Genomic DNA, 19,372 nt, shown 5'->3' with positions numbered 1-19,372 from the left:
CCATGAACCACGTCTATCGCATCGTATGGAGCATTGCCGCCGCGGCCTGGACCGTGGCGCCCGAGACCGCGCGCGCGCAGTCGGGCCATTCCGTTTCCGTTGCCGCCGCCAGCGGCCACACCCGCGCGCACAGCGCCGCCAATGGTGCGACCGTCGTCGATATCGACGCCCCAAATGCCGCGGGGCTTTCCCATAATCGTTACGACGCGTTCAACATCGACGCGAACGGACTCGTGCTGAACAACACGGTGGCGTCGCGCGGCCCGCAAGTGTCGCAGCTGGCCGGGCAGGTCGCCGCCAATGCAAATCTGACCGAGGCCGCGAGCCTTATCCTCAACGAGGTCGTGACCAACAACCGCAGCACGCTCGCCGGTGCCGCCGAGGTGCTGGGCGCGCGCGCCGACGTGATCGTCGCCAATCCCTATGGCGTGACGTGTTCGGGCTGCAGCTTCGTCAACACGGACAGCGTCACGCTGACGACGGGCGTGCCCTACCTGAACCCCGATCGGTCGCTCGGCGGGTTCGAGGTGACGCAGGGCGATATCCGCGTGGAGCGCGCCGGTCTCGACGCCACCGACTCCCGCGCGCTCGAACTGCTTGCGCGCGCGGTGCGGTTCGACGGTGTCGTGCGCGCGCGTGATCTGGCAATCGTCACGGGGGCCATGCGAAACGAACGCGCGAACCGCGCGGTCGCGCATCCACTGGCAGGCAATGGCGACGCGCCGAAGCTCGCCATCGACAGCACCCTGTTTGGCGGCATGTATGCCGACCGCATCCGGATCGTTGCCACCGAGGCGGGCACGGGCGTACGCATGCGCGGGCAGGCTGCGGCCCGCGCCGACGATCTGCACATCGAGGCCGCCAGGGGCATCCAGGTCTTCGGGCGCGTCACCGCGCGACGCGAGTTGCGGTTGCAGGCGGGTGAAACACTGGCCAACACGGGGCGTCTCGAAGCCGGCCGCATGCTGGCCGTGCGCGCGCGCGAGCTGCTCAATCAGGGCGATCTCGAAGGTGGCGCAACGATCGATATCGAAGCCGCGGTGGTGCGCAATGAATCCGCAGGCGCCACGCAGCGGGTCTGGGTCAGGGGCGCCGAGGTCAGGGAGGCGCATGGCCAGGCCTACGACGATGGCGGCAGCGGCGGCAACCGGGATTTCTTTCAGGACTATCGCGCGACATGGACGGAGACCCGGATGTTCGCGCCCGGCGTACAACCGCGCGTGGCTACGATGCACGCCGGCGATACGCTGAACATGGCGTTCCAGCGCGGCCACAATCTGGGCGGCAAGCTCAGCGCCGGCAACGCCGTGCTCCTGCGTGGGTTGCACGCCGACGGCAGCGCCGTGTTCCACAACGAGGGGATTGCCGAAGAGACGCAGCGCCACACCTCGCTTTCCACGCAGACGCGCAAGATCATCGGGCCGCTGTTCGGCATTGAAAAATACGGGTGGACCCATTGCCGCGACGGCGGCGCGGCATACGATCCCGGTTGCCGTTACAACGGCGCGCAGGCCGCCTATCTGTCCGAGTTTCGTCCCGCGATGCAGGCGACCGTTCAGGCCGATACCGTGCGCGCGGCACGCTTGCGCCTGATCAACGACGGCGCGCAGTCGGGCGCCGCCACGATCGCGGGGCGTGACCTCCAGCTGGATGTGGGCGCGCTTGTCAACGACGGCGGCCGCATCGCGGGCGATCAGGCGCTGATCGTTGCCAGCGTCGGCAGTATTGCGAACCGGTCGGGCGTGCTCGCGGGCCGTCGCGTCGCGCTGTTTTCGCGGCAGGGCGATATCGTCAACCGCACGCTGGTCATGGGTAACGGGACGCCCCAGCTCTACCTCTCGCAGCGTGGGCCGATCGGCACGATCGAGGCCGGCGAGGCGCTCTCGCTGGACGCGGGCGGGCATATCGTCAATCTCGGCGGGGCGATGCGTGCCGCGGGGGCCATCGACCTCGGCGCGCGCCGTGGCGTGCTGTTCGACGCGGTGGTCACGATGCAGGCGGATTCGACCCCGACCATGCAACCGAAGCTCGGTGCGGGGGTCACCTGGACGACGGGCGGGGAGGCCGCCATCACGCAGCACGTGGGCAGTCTGGTGGCCGGGCGCGACCTCCGTGTGCGCACCGATGGCTCGGCGTTGTTCAGCGCGTCGGCGGTCAAGGCGGGCGGCACGCTGTTCGTGCGTGCGTCGGATGCGATTGGCGTGGTATCGCAGCAGAATCAGATTCGTACGTGGGATGACGTCGATACCGGTGGGCTCGGTGTCAACGGTTCGCTCTACGGCACCGAGAAGACGACCCGCGGAAGTGTCGCGCGCCGCAACGTTGGCGCCACGCTCGAGGCGGGCGGCGCGCTCGATCTCGAAGCCGGGCGCGATGTGTACCTGCGCGGCTCGACGGTCGTGGGCGCGGGTGCGGGGTCGATCGTCGCCGCCAACATCCTCGTACTCGCCGGCGGCGAAAGCCTCGAGTCGTCGGCCTCGGTCGACAAGAGCGGCATCCTGCAGGTGTATCGCAATCGACCCGTGGTCCGCGCCGGTGGCACCAGCGCGAGCGCGGAGGGGGCGATGGGGTTCAAGTTCTACGGCCGGGACACGCAGCGCGACACGATAAAGGAGTCGGCCGCCATCGGATCGACGCTGCGTACCGGCGAGAATCTGCGCGCGCATGCCACGGGCGACATCCGGCTCGAAGGTGGCGCGGTGGAAGCGGGTGGCGACCTCGATGCGCGCGCGGCCAAGGTCGTTATCGAAGCGGCACGCGACGCGGTCAGCATCGGGACGGCGACGGAGAGCATGGGCATCGGGTGGATGGTGTCGACGTCCGCCGCGGCGTCCGCCACGGGGGCCGCTAGCGTCGGGGGTCGCAGGAAGGGCGATGACGACAACTGGGCGACGCTGCGTGGCAACGCGTCGGCGACGCTCGACATCGGGTACGACGTCGCGCAACACGATGCGCGCACGCGCGACGTCGATGTCACGTCATTCCGGTCTGCTGCCATGGGTGCCGCGGGCGATGTCGTGGCGAGCGCCGCGAAGACCTTGACGGTGCGGGCCTCCCTGCTCGCGGCGGGACGCGATCTGCGGCTGGCCGGATGGGATCTCGAGAGCGTCGTCGCCGAGAACCTGAAAACCGAACGGACCTCGGGCAGATCGGCGGCGCTCGGTGCTTACCTCACGCTCAACGCGGGCGCGCAGGCAGGGATCGGGGCGCAGGCCAGCGGCGCGCAGTCGGGCGGCCTGCCCTCGATGTGGGCGAATGGCGAAGGCGGTGCGAGGACTTCGCTCATGCTTGACGATGGGCAATCCGGCAGCACCCACGCGCTCGCGTCGCGCCTGGTGGCGGGACGCGATCTTGCGCGCCATGCCGGCGGCACGCTGCGCGATGTCGGCGCCAGCATCGAAGCCGGGCGCAACCTGACGCAAGAGGCGGCGACGATCGTCGGCGAGGCGGCCGCCGATACCGTGCATCGCTCGGACCAGCGCAGCCGGGACACGTTGCGCGTGGGCGTGTACGGTTCAGCGTCGGCGGGCGTGCCAACGTCCTCGGCCACCGGGCAGGGCGCCAGCACGATGACGCGCGGGATGGGCTTCGGGGCCGGAGGCACGGTGGGCTATCGCAAGGAAGGGTTCGACGAGCGAGAGTCGGGCCGCACGCAGATCGCGGGCCGGATCAAGGCGGGTGGCAATGTGTCGAGCCGCAGCACAGGCGCCACGCGGCTGGAGGGGACATCGATCGCGGCGGGCGGCGACGTCCGTATCGATGCCGCGACGCTCGACTATGCCGCCGCGCGCGAGGTGTCGGCCGTGACGGGCAGCGACCTCAATGGGGGGGGCGACCTCAAGGTCGATGTCGTGAATCCGGGCGTGAGCGGCAACGGCGACTATCAGGGCAACCAGTTGAATCGCCGTGCATCCATCGCGACTGGCGGGCATGTCGGCGCCGGAGGCAGCGTATTCGTGCAGGCGACCGGCGAGGCACGGCTGGAAGGTACGCGGATCGACGCGGGGCAGCACATCCGTATTGCGGCGGGGGGCGATCTGAAGCTCGATGCGGCCCGGACCGAACGCCGCGGCAAGACGCAAAGCCTGGCCGCGAACGGCTCGCTCGGCGCCGGTACGAGCTGGATGGCGGCGAGCGCGAGCGCCAACGTGGGCAAGACCGTGCGCGAGGAGGACGATGTCGCGCCGGTGCGCATCGCGTCGAAACAGGGAGACATCGACCTGCAGGCCGGCAACGACGCCACGCTCGTGGCGACGCGGCTAGCCAGCGAAGGAACGGTGACCGTGCGGGCCGGGCGCGACCTCGTACTCGGGGCCGCGACGATCCGCTCGCTGTACCAGTCGGATCGGACCGGGGGCGGCCTGGGGATCAGCACCGTCGGCGGGTCGCCAGGCTTCAGTTCCGATGGGGCGTTCGTCGGCTCTCGAGAGAAATTCCGCGAGCGCGAGATCGGTACGGAAGTCGATGCGGGTGTGCAGGTCAGTCTGGTGGCGGGGCGCGACCTGACGCTCGCCGGGCTCACGGCACGCGCGCCCGACACCCGGAAGACGTACGGCGGCACGCTCACGGAAACGGCCCTGAAGAAAGATGTCGCACGCAACAAGAATCTCGATATCGTGGCGCCGCCGATGGTGATGCCCGCGGGTGGAGGGCGCCGGCCGGCTGCGCCTTCGCCGGGCATGAAGCGCCTGACGCTGGATCTGGAGGGAGGCACGGCGCGCGCGCCGCTCGAGCCGAGCCCTGCCCGCCAGCTGCTTGCACGGCCCAGGGCCGCGACGGTGCGTGACGGCGTGTTCGGCCCCGATAGTTATATCGCCTATACGCGCGGGGAGCCGATCGTGACGATCGAAACGCATGGCGCGCCGTTCAATAGCGGCAATCGCGCCAATGCAAAGGGGGTGGCCAAGGCCGTCGATCGCGTCGTGACCGAGGCAGGAGGGAGCCTCGATCAGGTCCGGCGCATCGATCTGAAGACCTGCTATGGCGGTTGCGGCGGTCCGTTCTCGCAGGCACAGGCGCTGGCCAACGCGACCGGGAAAACCGTATTCTCGACGCCCGGCCCCTACACGATCGGCGTGTCGTACAACGACATGAAGCCGTACCAGCCGTATGGCAATCCGGTGGCGTCCGCGTTGTCGCAAACAGGCAATGCGATATTGTTTCCGATCTCGAAGGTCCTCCACGGGTCGCCCACGTCGTCCACGTCGTCGACGCCATCGACGTCATCAACGCCATCGACCGGCAACACATTGCCGTTGCCCGGGCGCATTGGCGCATGGCAGGAGCGCCGCGCGCTCATCCGGGATGCCGCGCGGGACGTGCCCGAAGCCCGGCGCAGCAGCGAAAGAGCGGCAACCCAGGCAGACGCCGCCCAGCGCATGTGGGACGATTTCCGGGGCCGCGGCGTGCGTCCCAACGCCATGGATGGCGCGCAGATCGGCCAGTACCAGCTGAGCTCCCGGCCGTTCAACGATCCGTATATCCGGCGCCCCGGGGATACCGCCGATCCGCCGATCCGCTGGGACAACGCCAATACGCTGCGAGGCACGCTCGGCAAGCTTCCCAGCCATGAGGGCATCACCTACCGCGGCGATCATCTGCCGGCGAACATCTGGGGCAAGACAGTCAGGAAGGGTGACGTCGTGGTGAGCCGGCCGTTCACGTCGACGTCGATGTCGCCGCACGTTGCGCACGAATTCTCGAGCTCGCCTTACGCAAGCGAAAACCCCACGATGTATGTCATTCGTGGCCGCAGTGGCAAGAATATCGCCGGACTCAACGCGACGATGAACGAATCGGAAGTCCTGTACCGGCCCGGCACGCGCTTCGATGTGCTGGGGCACAAGAAGATCGACGCTCGCACGTACGTGATGTTGCGGGAGCACGAGAAAACGGAAGCGTCGCGCAAGAAGCCGGTCAAGGATATGTACACGGGCCAGACGGTGCCCAGGCGGGTCTATGCCGAGCGCGTCGTGGTCCAGGCCGGTGACGATGCGGCAACCGCATACGCCGCGAAGGCGCTTGCCAGCAAGCATCCGGGCACACGGCTCGTACAGGCGGACGGGCTGGGTGCCACGGACGGCAGCGGGCCGTCGCGCGCGCCCGGCGGCGACGTCAAGGTATCCGTCGTCGGGCACGGCAGCGGAGGCAAGGACGCGAAGCTGGGCGGGCGGTCGGCGACGGAGGTGGCCGGGCTCGTCGCGCAGGCGGCCGGAACGGCGGGCACGGTCAGGAAGGTCTCGCTGGTGGGCTGCGATACCGACTGCATGGTGGGCGACGTCACGGACAAACTGGTCAGACGGGGCATCCAGGCGGAAGTGACGGGTCAGAGCGGGACCATCAAGGTGCTCCCCACCGGAAGCAAGGCAGTGGCCTCGGTCATGGATACCTACGCGCTCGGGCCGTTCGGCTATCCGTGGGCGCCTTCCCTCTTCGAACGCTGGCAGGCAGCGCGGGACCGCAAGAATACCTTCAGGGCGCTGACGCGCGATGTGCCGGAGGCGCAGCGAAGGGAGGAGAAGGCGGCAACGCAGGCGGAGACGGCCACGCTGATGAGAGACCGGCATCGGACAGAGAACGTGCGTCTGACGGACCCGGACGAGAGGCTCATCGACCAGTACGTGGGGAGTTCCGCCCCCTTCAACAGGGGCTACTACGATCGGCCGGATGGCGGGGCCGGGCCGATCGTCAAGTGGGACAAGCCCAACGGATTGCGGGGTGCGCTCGGCAAGCTTCCGGACCATACGGATGTCACCTATCGCGGTGTCCACGCGCCGTCCGATATCTGGGGCACCAAGGTCAACCGCGGCGATGTCGTGATGAGCCGGACGTTCACCTCGAGCTCGGCGTCGCCGCATGTGGCCAAACATTTCGCGAGCAACATGGGGGTCACCCCGGGCGTCAAGGGGTACCCCACGGTGTTCCATATCCGCGGTCGCAGCGGCAGGAACATCGCGGGAATGGGCCTCAACGACGAGGCGGAGGTCGTGTTCCTGCCCAACACGCGGTTCGACGTGCTGGGGCACAAGCAGGCGGATACGCGGACCTACGTGCTGTTGCGGGAGCATGAGAAAACGGAAGCGTCGCGCCATCGGCTGGTCAAGGACATCTTCACGGGCGAGCCGGTGCCAAAGCGCGTCTATGCCGATCGGGTCGTGGTGCAGGCAGGCGACGACCCCGTGACCGCGAGGGCCGCGCAGGCCCTGGCCCGCAAGCACCCCGGCACGCGGCTGCTGCAGGTTGGCGCGGAGGGCGTGGCAGACGATACGGGCGCGTCGCGGCCGGCCGGCGACGTCAAGGTTGCCGTCGTGGGGCATGGCGGCAGCGGGACCGTACCGACGCTGGGCGGCAGGACCGCGGCGGAGGTTGCCGACCTCGTCGCGCAGGCGGCGGGGACGCGGGGCAACGTCACGAAAGTCGCGCTGGTGGGATGCGGATCGAGCTGCATGCTCGGCGACGTCACGGCGGAACTGGGCAGTCGCGGCATCCAGGCAGAGATGACGGGGCAGAGCCGGCCGGTGAAGGTGCTGGCGAACGGCACGAAGGCGAGGGCCGATATCGCGGATGCCGCCGCACTGGGCAAGCCCGGGGAGTCGTGGGCGTCCTCGGGCTGGAAGTCGTCAACGCAGAACGCCCAGGATCACTGGCAGAAGCACAAGCACGAGTTTCCCCAGTACAACCGTTGGTTCGAGTACGCGGCGGGCGCGCAGCAATTCACGTCGAATCCGCCCGCGGGGACGCAGACCAAGTCGGACGCATCGGGCAACAGTCTTTACTACAACCCGAACTCGAACGTGTTCGCGGCCACCAATTCGCGGGGCCAGAACACGACGATGTTCAAGCCGCTGGGTAACAGGGGGGAGTACTGGGCGAAGCAGTAGGCGATGGGTCGGGAGCGGCCCCCTGCCGCGCGCCTTCGTGTCGAAAGGCGCGCGGCAGGCCGCCGTCGATCAGCCGCTATTGCGCAGTCCCGCCGCAACGCCGTTGATCGTCAGGTGGATACCGCGCCGCACCCGCACGTCGTCGCAGTCCTTGCCCGCGCGGTAGCGCTTGAGCAGTTCCACCTGCAGGTGGTTCAGCGGATCGAGGTAGGCAAAGCGGTTCTTGATCGAACGCGCGAGCAGCGGATTGTCGGAAAGCCGCTCCTGCCTGCCGGTGATCAGCGCCAGCATCTCGCTGGTCAGGTGCCACTCGGCACTGATGCGCGCGAACACCGTCTTGCGCAGCGCCTTGTCCTCGCACAGCGCCGCATAGCGCGAGGCAACGGCCAGATCGGTCTTGGCCAGCACCATGTCCATATTGGACAGCAGCGTCGAGAAGAACGGCCAGTTCCTGACCATCCGCCGCAGCGCTCCCTCGGTGGCCTTGCGGGCCTTGTCGTCACCCGCGGCGTCCAGCAGCGCCTTGACCGCGCTGCCGAAGCCGAACCAGCCCGGCAGCAGCAGCCGGCACTGACCCCACGAGAACCCCCATGGAATCGCGCGCAGGTCCTCGATGCGGCGATGCTGCTTGTCCATCAGCTTGCGCGAGGCCGGACGCGAACCGAGGTTCAGGTCGGCGATCTCGGTGATCGGCGTCGTGGCGAAGAAGTAGTCCTTGAAGCCGGGCGTCTCGTAGACGAGCTCGCGGTACGCGCGGAAGGCATGATCGGACAACTGCTGCATCACGGCCTCGTACGCGGCCAGTTCCTTCGGCGCGTTCTGCGTCGGCAGCAGCGAGGCCTCGAGCGTGGCGGCAATCACGGTTTCCAGGTTGCGCCGGCCGATCTCGGCGTTGGCGAACTTGCTGTTGATGATCTCGCCCTGTTCGGTCAGGCGGATCTGGCCGTTCACGGTGCCGGGGGGCTGCGACAGGATCGCCTGATAGGTCGGACCGCCGCCGCGGCCGACGGTGCCCCCGCGTCCGTGGAACAGCCGCAGCTTGACGCGGCGCGTCTCGAACAGTTTCACGAGCGCGAGTTCCGCCTTGTACAGTTCCCAGTTCGACGTCAGGAAGCCGCCATCCTTGTTCGAGTCCGAATAGCCGAGCATGACTTCCTGCTCGCCGCCATGCGCGGCGATCACCGATGCAAAGCCAGGCAGTTCCAGCAGCGACTGCATGATGCCCGCCGCGTTGCGCAAGTCCTCGATGGTCTCGAACAGCGGAATGACCATGAGCTCCATGCGCGCCGGATCGGTCTTGCTGCCGAGCGTCCCGCGCAGCATGCCGGTTTCCTTCTGCAGCAGCATGACCTCGATCAGGTCCGACAGCGTCTCCGTGTGGGAGATGATGTAGTTGCGCGCCACACGGTTGCCGAAGCGCGCGCGCAGGTCGCGCGCGCGCGAGAAGATCGCGAGCTCGGCGCGCGTCTGCTCCGAGTAGTCGTGCCACGGCAGCGTGAGCGGACGCGGCTGGCGCAGTTCGTCCAGCAGCAGCGCGAGCTTGCGTTCCTCGGGCAGCGACGCGTAGTCGGCCTCGACGCCCGCGGCCGCGAGCAGTTCGGCGATCACCGCTTCATGCACGTCCGATACCTGGCGCATGTCGATGGACGCGAGGTGGAAGCCGAACACCGCGATCGCGCGGGCCAGCGAGTCGATGCGCGCGCGCGACAGCGCTTCGCCGTGATGCGCGCGGAGCGATTCCACGACGATGCGCACGTCGGCCGCGAACGCTTCCGCATTGGCGTACGGCTCCACGTCGGCCACGGGATGGCGCATCGTCGTGTGGCCGGTAAGGGCATGCGCCGTGGCGGCCAGGCGCGCGTACATGCCGATCAGCGCGCGGCGATAGGGCTCGTCCGCGCGATGGTCGGAGTGGTCGGGCGAGGCCTCGGCCAGCGCCATCAGTTCGGGGCTCGCATCGACCATCAGCGAGGACATCGATAGCTCGGCACCGAGCGCGTGCAGTTCGTCCAGATACCACGCGAGAATCATCTGCGCCTGCTGGCCGGCCGCATGCTCGAGCGTTTCCGCCGTGACGTTGGGGTTGCCGTCGCGATCGCCGCCGATCCAGGAGCCCATCTGCAGGAACGGGGCAAGCGGCTGGGGCGAGCTTGCCGCGCCGTTCAGACTCTTGGTCTTGCGCGCGGCCGGGAATACCGCGGCGATATCCTCCTCGATCTCGCTCATCAGACGCGGAATGCCGTGGAGGAACGTGGTGCGGTAATACGAGAGCGCGTTCTCGATCTCGTCGACGACCATCAGCCGCGTATTGCGCAGCATGCGGGTCTGCCAGAGCGTGGTCACGCGCGCGCGCAGCTGGGCGGTGTTGTGATCGCGCTCGCGCGCGGTCATCGGCAGGTCGCGCTCGGCCAGCAGGCGCGCGATCTCGCGCTCGGCATCGAGGATGCTCTTGCGCTGCACCTCGGTCGGGTGCGCGGTGAGCACGGGCACGATCAGCGCCTGGTCGAGGAATTCCCGCAACTGCTTGCCCGTCACGCCGGCCGCATCGATGGCTTCCAGCGCGCGCGCGATACTGCCCGGCTGCGGCGGCGAGCCCGCCAGCGCATGGACGCGGCGGCGGCGGTTATGGTGCTGGTCCTCGGCGATATTGGCCAGATGCGAGAAATAGCTGAACGCGCGCACGACCGAGTTGGTCTGGTCGCGCGACAGCCGCTTGAGCAGGCGGTCCAGCTCGGTGCCCGCGGCGCGGTCGTTCTCGCGGCGGAATCGCACGGCGGTCTGGCGAATCGTCTCCACGAGGTCGAATGCGGCTTCGCCTTCCTGCTCGCGCACGCAATCGCCGAGCAGGCGGCCAAGGAAACGGATGTCCTCGCGCAGGGGCAGGTCCTTGTCGGCGCCATTGGCCGCGGCCTTCGATTTCGTGTTGGAAGTGTCTTTTGGGGCGCTTGCTGCCAGTTTCCTTGCACTGGTCTTGCTGCCGGCGGAACGGGTCCGGCTGGCGGGGCGCGCAGCGGGCTGCGTCATGCAATCTCCTCTTGTGTCTTATAGGTCTGATACGCCGAGGTGTGCCAAAGTGCGCGCGACGTGCGTGCTACCATGCGCGCATGCAAGCATCTGCCTCTTCCATACAGCGGAACGCACCGCAAAAGCTCGTCATTGCCTCCCGCGAGAGCCGTCTCGCGCTCTGGCAGGCCGAATATGTGCGTGCTGCGTTGCAACAATACTATCCCGCCTGCGATGTGTCCATTCTCGGAATGACGACAAGGGGTGATCAGATTCTCGACAGGACGCTCTCCAAGGTCGGCGGGAAGGGACTGTTCGTCAAGGAGCTCGAGATCGCGATGGCCGAAGGCCGCGCGGACCTCGCCGTGCATTCCCTGAAGGACGTGCCGATGGAGCTCCCCGAGGGGTTCGCGCTGACGGCCGTCATGACGCGCGAGGATCCGCGCGACGCACTGGTGTCCTCGCAGTTCGCGTCGCTCGACGACATGCCTCCCGGCACCGTGGTCGGCACCTCGAGCCTGCGTCGCGAGGCCGCGATCCGCAACCGCTATCCGCATCTCGTGATCAAGCCGCTCCGCGGCAATCTCGACACACGCCTGGGCAAGCTCGATCGCGGCGATTATGGCGCGATCATCCTTGCCGCGGCCGGGCTCAAGCGCCTGGGCCTCGGCGACCGCATCCGCGCGCTGATCGGGCCCGAGGCGTCGCTGCCGGCGGCCGGGCAGGGAGCGCTCGGCATCGAGATCCGCGCCGACCGCCCCGAACTGGCCGAATGGCTCGCGCCGCTCAACGACGCGCCGACGGCGATGGCCGTGCTGGCCGAGCGCGCGGTGTCGCGCCGGCTCGGCGGTTCGTGTCAGGTGCCGCTGGGCGCGCACGCGCGCTGGCATGGCGCCGACCTGCAGCTGGATGCATTTGTCGCGATGCCCGATGGCAGCCGCAACGTGCGCGCGCATGCGATGGCGCGCGTGACCAGCGTCGCGCAGGCCGAGCAACTCGGCAGCGCGGTGGCGGGCGATCTGCTCGGACAGGGCGCGGGCGATATCCTGGCCGTGCTCGAATCGGCCGACAAGGGGCTGGCCGACAAGGCAGGCCATGGGTCGGGCAGCGGCCCGGCCCCCGCCTGAGGACACGCATGCCGCGTCCGACCGTCGTCGTCACGCGACCTGCCGGGCAGTCCCGGCAACTGATCGAGGCCCTGCATACGCACGGCCTCGATGTGCTCGGCTTTCCGCTGCTCGCGATCGGACCGACCGACGATGACGGACCGTTGCGCGCCGCGCTCGCGCGCCTCGCCGACTATGCGCTCGTCGTCTTCGTCAGCCCGAACGCCATCGCGTACGCGCTCGATGCGCTCGCGCAGGTGCAGAACACCGCGGTCGCGCAATGGCCGGCCGGCGTGCCCGTGGCCGTCGTGGGCCCGTCCTCGGTGGCGGCGCTTGCCGAGCGCGGTATCGCGGCGCCCGCTTATACCGTGATCGCGCCCGCCGGCGCCGATGGCCACCTCAACGGTCATGGCGGCGGCAATGGGAATGGCGGCGCTGACGACAGCGAGGCCGCCGACGGCAATGGCGCGGGGGAGCCCGCGCGGTTCGACTCGGAAGCGTTATGGTCGCGCCTCGACAGCCTGCCCGCCATCGGCGGCTACGCGGGCCGGCGCGTATTGATCATCCGTGGCAACGGCGGCCGCGACTGGCTGGCGCAGCGTCTGCGCGACGCGGGCGCGACGGTCGAGGCCGTCGAGGCCTACCGCCGCACGCTGCCGGAGCCGAGCGCGATGCAATGGCAGGCCGTGCGAGACGGCCTGCGACCCGAAGCGCCGCCGCAGGCGTGGCTGCTGACGAGTTCCGAGGCCGTGCGCAATCTCGATGCGCTGGCCCGCCTGCATCTGTCGCCGCAGGAACTGTCACGACTTCTTCAGGTGCAGTGCATCACGCCCCATGCGAGAATCGCGGGGCAGGCCGAGTCGCTGGGGTTCGTGCATGTCATTCCCGCGGCGCCGGGCGATGCGGGGTTGCTGACCGCGTGCCTGCAGTGGGCCGATGCGCATGCCGGGCCGGCCGCATCGCCCGCACCATCGCCCGCGTCATCGCCAGCGCCATCGTTACCCCCGTCCCCGGAGCGCGATGCGCCGCGGGCCGAGCCCCCGGCATCGGGCAAGATGCCAGAACATGAGCCGCTTACAACGTCAACGAAGGTCGATCGCGTGACGACAGATAACCAGACCGCACACTCCGTTCCCGCTGCCGCGCCGCCTCCGGCGGCCTACACCGTGCCGCCGCACACCGCCGCGCCTTCCGCCCCATCGGCGGTCCCCGCGCGCCGTTTCAATCCATGGTGGCCCGTCGCCATCGTGCTGCTGATCGTGATGGCCGCCGGCTTCTGGTGGCTGCAGCGCCGCGTCGAGCATCTGACCGAGGAACTCGCGCGGCGCCAGCAGAGCAACGACACGCTCGTGCAGGAAACGCGCGTGCTGTCGCGCAACGCGCAGGACACGGTCAAGGAGTTGCAGGCAAAGGTCGGCGCGCTCGACGACCAGGTCGGCGAGACCCGCGACAAGCAGGCCGCGCTCGAGCAGGTCTATCAGGACCTGATGCGCAACCGCGACGACTGGGAGATCGCGGAGATCCAGCAGCTGCTGACCAACGCCGGACAGCAACTGCAGCTCACGGGCAACGTGCAGGTCGCGCTGGCCGCGCTGCAATCGGCCGACGGGCGCCTCGCGCGTTCCGACAAGCCGCAGTACAACCTGCTGCGCCGTGCCATTGCGCGCGACATCGCGCGCATGAAGGCTGTGCCGGACACGGACCTGACGGGCGCCGCGATCAAGCTCGACGAATCGATCAACCAGATCGACGCGCTGCCGCTGATCTCGAGCGAGCGCATGATCGACCGCCGGCCCGCCGAAGGCGCGCCGGCATCGGCGGCGTCCGCGGCGCCGGCCGCGCGCGGTGCCTCCGCACCTGCTGCCACCACGAACTACGCCGTTCGGCTCTGGGACTACGTGCTCGACGAACTCGCGCAGGTCATCCGCATCCGCAAGGTGGACGACGCCAACGCGCTGCTGCTCTCGGGCGACCAGGGCTGGTTCCTGCGCGAGAACGTCAAGCTGCGCCTGCTCAATGCGCGCCTGGCGCTGCTGTCCCGCAACGAACCCGTGTTCCGCAACGACCTGGCCGCCGCGCAGGCGATGATCACGCGCTACTTCGACACGCGCTCGCGCCGCGTCCAGGGCGTGCTCACGCTGCTGCGCCAGGCGCAGGCCAATGCCGTGACCGTCACGCTGCCGACCATGGCCGAGAGCCTGGGCGCGCTGCGCGCCCTCAAGAAGGAGTAGCAGATGCGGCTCCTGTTCTGGGTAGCGGTCCTGTTCGGCGGCGCGGTGGGGCTCGCGCTGTTCACGCAGTTCAACCATAGCAACGTCGTCCTGTTCTATCCGCCGTATCGGGTGGAACTGTCGCTGAACCTTGCGCTGGCGTTGCTGCTGCTGGCGTTCTTCGTCGCGTGGACCGTCCTGTCGACGATCCGCCATCTGTCCGAGATGCCGCGCCGCGCCGCGGCCTATCGCGAGCGCAGCCGCATGAGCAAGGCGCAGGCCGCCTTGCGCGAGTCGATCGAGAACCTGTTTGCCGGCCGCTTCGCGCGGGCCGAACGCGCCGCGCGCGATGCGCAGGCGTGGCCCGACCAGGCCCAGACGGCGGCGCTGATCGGCGCGCGCGCGGCCCACCGCATGCAGGAGTCGGACCGCCGCGACGTCTGGATGGCGCAGGTCACCGATCCCGAGCGCGAACAGGCACGGCTGGTATCGATGGCGGAACTGCTCGTCGATGCGCGCGACGCCGAAGGCGCGCTCGAGACCATCGCGCAACTGCAGGCACAGGGCGGCCGCCAGATCCATGTGCAGCGCATCGCGCTGCGCGCGCACCAGCATCTGAAGAACTGGTCCGAGGTGCTGCGCCTGGCGCGCTCGCTCGAGAAGCGCAATGCGCTGCATCCGGTGCTCGCGCTGCGCCTCAAGCAGATGGCGGTCGAAGCGATGCTCGAGGAGCGCCGCCATGACGCCGACGCGCTGCTGTACTTCTGGAAATCGCTCTCGAACGAAGAACGCCGCGCGGTGCGCATCGCGGAACCCGCGGCGCGTTATCTCTCGGCGCTGGGCCATCAGAACGAGGCGCGCCGCATCGTCGAGGATGCGCTCAAGGTCAACTGGGACAGCCGGCTGGTGCAGCGCTACGCGGACTGCGCCGAACCGGGCCGCGCGCTCCCGCAGATCCAGCAGGCCGAGCAGTGGCTCGCGCAGCATCCCAACGATGCCGACCTGTACTACACGCTCGGCGTGCTGTGCCTCGGCCAGCAACTGTGGGGCAAGGCGCAGTCGAGCTTCGAGCGCGCGCTCAAGTACGCGGAGCCCGAAGCGCAGCGCCGTCTGCGCGTGCGCGCGCACCTCGCGCTCGCGCGGCTGTTCGAGGACACCGACCGTCCCGACGACGCGCAGCGGCACTACCGCGAAAGCGCGATGCTGGCGGCCTGAGCCGCCCCGCGCTTACGGGGAAGGCAGCCGGCCGGAAGCCTTCCCCTTCACCACCCCATAGCGTTCCAGCGTCTCCGCGCGCGCCACGTCGTGCTGCACGATCGGCCGCGGATAGTTGTCACCCAGCTTCACACCCGCCTCGGCGAGCACGTGCTCGGGCGCGGTCCACGGAGCGTGGATGTACTTCTGCGGCAGCTTCGCCAGCACAGGCAGGTACTTCCGGATGAAGCGGCCCTCGGGATCGAATTTCTCGGACTGGGTGATCGGGTTGAAAATGCGGAAGTACGGCTGCGCATCGCATCCCGTTGACGCGGCCCATTGCCAGCCGCCGTTGTTCGCCGAGAAATCGAAATCGTTGAGCTGGTCGGCGAAGTACTGCTCGCCGCGCCGCCAATCGACGCCGAGGTCCTTGATCAGGAAGCTGGCCGCGATCATGCGCAGCCGGTTGTGCATATAGCCGCTCTGCGCGATCTGCAGCATCGCGGCATCGACGAGCGGATAGCCGGTCCGCGCCGCGCACCAGGCCTCGAAGTAGCGATCGCCCGTCGGCGCGTCGACCCAGCGCAGCTTGTCGTACTCGGGATGGAACGACTTGCCCTCGGCCACACGCGGATGGTGGTGCAGGATCATGAAGTAGAAGTCGCGCCAGATCAGTTCCGACAGCCAGACCGCGGCACCGGGCGCCGCGGCGCCCCCGCGCAGCACCATCTCGTGCGCGGCGCGGGCCAGTGTGCGGATGGAGATCGTGCCGAAGCGCAGATGCACGGACAGGTAGCTCGGCCCGCGCACCGCCGGGAAATTGCGCTGCCGCTCGTAGTCGCCGATGCGGTCGAGAAAATCCTCGAACAGCGCGTGCGCACCCTCGCTGCCGGTGGGCATGGCCACCTCGGCCAGGTTGCTGTCGGCAAAGCCGAGGTCCTTCAGCGTCGGCAGCGCGTGCTGCCATTCGCGGGGCACGGGGGCCAGCGCGCCGAGATACGGCTCGATCGGATAGGGCCGCAGGTCGAACGGCTGCACCGTGCGCAGCCACGCGTTCTTGTAAGGCGTAAAGACCGAGAACGGCGAACCTTGCCCGGTCAGCACCTCGTCGGCCTCGAAAATGACCTGATCCTTGAACGTGAACAACAGCCGCGAGTCGCCGGCCAGCGTGTCCCGCACGGCCGCGTCGCGCGCATTGGCCGACGGTTCGTAGTCGTGGTTCGTGAAGACGGCCTCGACCTCGAGTTCCGCGGCCAGCTTCGGGATGGCCTTGCGCGCGGCGGCATCGAGCACGATCAGCCCGCCGCCGGCCGCCTCGAGCGTGGCCTTGAGCGGCGCCAGCGACTGGAGGATGAACTCGATGCGGCGGTCGGCGCGGCACCCGCGCTCCAGCAGCGGATCGAGGATCTCGCGGTCGAAGACGAACACGCACCACACCCGCGTGCAGTGCTTGAGGGCATAATGCAGCGCCGCATGGTCGTCGGCGCGCAGGTCGCGGCGGAACCAGACCAGGCCGCGCGCGAACCGGCGATCGATCCGGTAGGGCAGCCGGCTGGCGGGAGTCGATGGGGAACGAGAACTGGGCATCGCCGTAACCTACCATAGCAACATGCCCATTTCTGCAGGACAAACGCACAGCATGACACTCGATCGAATTTTGCAATCCCAGGGCTTTGGCACGCGCCGCTACTGTGGCGACCTGATCGCCGCCGGGCTGGTCGAGGTCAACGGCGAACTGTGCGAGGACCCGCGCGCGAACTTCGAGGTGGACGGCCTGCGGCTGACCGTCGATGGCGAGGAATGGCTCGCCTGCACCAAGGCCTACCTGATGCTCAACAAGCCCACGGGCTACGAGTGCTCGCAGCGGCCGCGCCATCATCCAAGTGTGTACACGCTCTTGCCGGTGCCCTTGCGCCTGCGGGAAGTCCAGGCGGTCGGCCGGCTCGACCACGACACCACGGGCCTGCTGCTGCTGACCGACGACGGCCAGTTCATCCACGCGCAGACCTCGCCCAAGAAGATGGTGCCCAAGGTCTACGAGGTCACCACGGCCGAGCCGGTTACCGAGGCGCAGGTCGAAGCCCTGCGGACGGGCGTCCAGCTGGACGACGAACCGGCCCCGCTGGCGGCCGACGCGTGCGAGGCCACGGGCGAGCGCAGCCTGCGCCTCACGCTGCTGCAGGGCAAGTACCATCAGGTCAAGCGCATGGTCGCCGCGGCCGGCAACCATGTGGAGGCCCTGCACCGGAGCGCGATCGGCGGGCTGGCGCTCGACCCGTCGCTGGCGCCGGGGGAATGGCGCTGGCTGACCGCGGAAGACCTCGCCGCGCTGCGCCCGGCATGACGGGGCGGCCGGCCGCTTGGCACCCGTGAATGTGGCGCTGGCGGCGATGTGATGTTTCGCAACAAGTTTTCCGGAGCAGCGGCGGCGATTTGATAAAATGGAAATCATGGCGAAGCCCGAAGTCACCTCGATCAATCTCACCAATCAGTTCCTGATTGCCATGCCCGGCATGGCCGATCCGACCTTTTCGGGTTCCGTTGTCTACCTTTGCGAGCACAACGAGCGTGGCGCGCTCGGCCTGGTGATCAACCGGCCGATCGATATCGACATGGCCACGCTGTTCGACAAGATCGACCTCAAGCTCGAAATCCAGCCCGTGGCGCACCAGCCCGTCTACTTCGGCGGCCCCGTTCAGACCGAGCGGGGCTTTGTGCTGCACGACCCCGTGGGCGTCTATGTCTCGTCGCTGGCGGTACCGGGCGGGCTCGAGATGACGACCTCCAAGGACGTGCTCGAAGCCGTGGCCAACGGCAGCGGGCCGCACCGGTTCCTGCTCACGCTCGGCTACGCCGGGTGGGGCGCCGGCCAGCTCGAGGAAGAACTGAGCCGCAACGGCTGGCTCACGGTTCAGGCCGATCCCGAAATCATCTTCAGCGTGCCGCCCGAAGAGCGCTTCGCGGCCGCGGTGCGCCTGCTGGGCATCGATGTCACGATGCTGTCCGGAGAGGCCGGGCATGCCTGAGCTGGCGGGGGCCGACATCCCCCGCGACGGCACGGTGCTCGCCTTCGATTACGGCGAAAAGAAAATAGGCGTGGCATTGGGCAATTTCGTGACCCGCCAGGCCCGCGCGCTGCAGATCGTCCCCAATATCACCGTCGAGGCCCGCTTCGACGCCGTCTCCGAACTGATCCGCGAATGGGCGCCCGTGCGGCTCGTGGTCGGCCTGCCGGTCAACCCCGACGCCGAGCCCGGCGCGCCGGAGCAGCCCTCGATGCGGCTGGCCCGCCGCTTCGGCAACCAGCTGAACGGGCGCTACGGCCTGCCGGTCACGTGGGTCGATGAACGCTATTCGTCGCGCATGGCCGCCATGGGCGGCGCGCGGCGCGGCGCCCTCGATGCCGAGGCCGCCCGTATCATCCTGCAACAGTATTTCGACGAGCTTCCCCTATGACACAGACCTCCACCCCCGACGCCGAGGCGCTCTACCATGCGCTGCGCGACCAGGCCCAGGCGCTGATGCCATCCGCGGACCGCGCGCACTGGTCGATCGCCGGCATCTACTCGGGCGGCGCCTGGATTGCCGAGCGCCTGGCCGCGGACCTGAAGCTCGGCGAGCACGGCGTGATCAACGTGGCATTCCACCGCGACGACTACGCCAAGAAGGGCCTGCACAGCCAGGCCGAGCCGACCACGCTGCCCTTCTCGGTGCAGGACCGCAATATCCTGCTGATCGACGATGTGCTGGCCACGGGCCGCACGATCCGCGCCGCCGTCAACGAACTGTTCGACTATGGCCGCCCCGCGCGCGTCGCGCTGGCCGTGCTGGCCGACCGTGGCGGCCGCGAGCTGCCGTTTGCCGCCGACTTCGCGTCCGCCACCGTCGAGGTGCCGGCGCACAGCACGCTGGTGCTGTCGCGGGCGGGCGAGGGCGCGGCCACGCGCTTCTCGTTCGCCACCGAGGCACGCGCCTGATT

The 19,372-nt window shown here is 68.7% G+C and carries 10 protein-coding genes; 8 read left to right on the top strand and 2 right to left on the bottom strand.

All coding sequences use genetic code 11. From position 1 onward, the window contains the following. Positions 1-2: 2 nt before the first annotated feature. On the top strand, positions 3-7,880 hold the full coding sequence (locus FOB72_RS11655) for a C80 family cysteine peptidase (RefSeq protein ID WP_150372661.1): 7,878 nt from the start codon (positions 3-5) through the stop codon (positions 7,878-7,880). Positions 7,881-7,949: 69 nt separating this feature from the next. On the opposite strand, the gene ppc is transcribed toward FOB72_RS11655, so the two are convergent. After that, a complete protein-coding gene (gene ppc, locus FOB72_RS11650) occupies positions 7,950-10,904 on the bottom strand; it encodes a phosphoenolpyruvate carboxylase (RefSeq protein WP_150372660.1) in 2,955 nt (984 codons plus the stop codon). Positions 10,905-10,984: 80 nt separating this feature from the next. Here ppc and hemC point away from each other — a divergent pair, with 80 nt between their 5' ends. From hemC to FOB72_RS11635, 3 genes are read left to right on the top strand one after another with little or no spacing between them, the layout of a single operon-like run. Next, positions 10,985-12,010: a hydroxymethylbilane synthase gene (hemC, locus tag FOB72_RS11645; RefSeq protein WP_150372659.1), complete on the top strand. Its 1,026-nt coding sequence runs from the start codon at positions 10,985-10,987 to the stop codon at positions 12,008-12,010. 8 nt (positions 12,011-12,018) lie between these two features. After that, positions 12,019-14,220, top strand: a complete 2,202-nt coding sequence (gene hemDX, locus FOB72_RS11640; RefSeq protein WP_150372658.1) for a fused uroporphyrinogen-III synthase HemD/membrane protein HemX — start codon at positions 12,019-12,021, stop codon at positions 14,218-14,220. 3 nt (positions 14,221-14,223) lie between these two features. Beyond that, positions 14,224-15,414 (top strand): heme biosynthesis protein HemY, encoded by a 1,191-nt coding sequence (locus FOB72_RS11635; RefSeq protein ID WP_150372657.1) that lies wholly within the window; start codon positions 14,224-14,226, stop codon positions 15,412-15,414. Between the two features lie 12 nt (positions 15,415-15,426). Here the strand turns inward: FOB72_RS11635 and FOB72_RS11630 are convergent, their stop codons facing one another. Then, positions 15,427-16,980: a cryptochrome/photolyase family protein gene (locus FOB72_RS11630; RefSeq protein ID WP_150372656.1), complete on the bottom strand. Its 1,554-nt coding sequence runs from the start codon at positions 16,978-16,980 to the stop codon at positions 15,427-15,429. A 52-nt stretch (positions 16,981-17,032) separates the two neighbouring features. Here FOB72_RS11630 and FOB72_RS11625 point away from each other — a divergent pair, with 52 nt between their 5' ends. From FOB72_RS11625 to pyrR, 4 genes are all read left to right on the top strand, one after another. Further along, on the top strand, positions 17,033-17,737 hold the full coding sequence (locus FOB72_RS11625; RefSeq protein ID WP_150372655.1) for a pseudouridine synthase: 705 nt from the start codon (positions 17,033-17,035) through the stop codon (positions 17,735-17,737). Between the two features lie 97 nt (positions 17,738-17,834). Then, positions 17,835-18,419: a YqgE/AlgH family protein gene (locus FOB72_RS11620; protein ID WP_373561907.1), complete on the top strand. Its 585-nt coding sequence runs from the start codon at positions 17,835-17,837 to the stop codon at positions 18,417-18,419. Beyond that, positions 18,412-18,849 carry a Holliday junction resolvase RuvX gene (gene ruvX, locus FOB72_RS11615; protein ID WP_150372654.1) on the top strand — a complete coding sequence of 146 codons (438 nt, stop codon included), beginning with the start codon at positions 18,412-18,414 and terminating at the stop codon, positions 18,847-18,849. Before FOB72_RS11620 ends, ruvX begins: the two co-directional genes overlap by 8 nt. Continuing rightward, on the top strand, positions 18,846-19,370 hold the full coding sequence (pyrR, locus tag FOB72_RS11610) for a bifunctional pyr operon transcriptional regulator/uracil phosphoribosyltransferase PyrR (protein WP_150372653.1): 525 nt from the start codon (positions 18,846-18,848) through the stop codon (positions 19,368-19,370). Before ruvX ends, pyrR begins: the two co-directional genes overlap by 4 nt. Positions 19,371-19,372 lie beyond the last annotated feature (2 nt).

The organism is Cupriavidus pauculus, assembly GCF_008693385.1.
GTDB classification, from domain to species: domain Bacteria; phylum Pseudomonadota; class Gammaproteobacteria; order Burkholderiales; family Burkholderiaceae; genus Cupriavidus; species Cupriavidus pauculus_D.
This window is presented reverse-complemented; position numbering and strand designations above follow the sequence as displayed.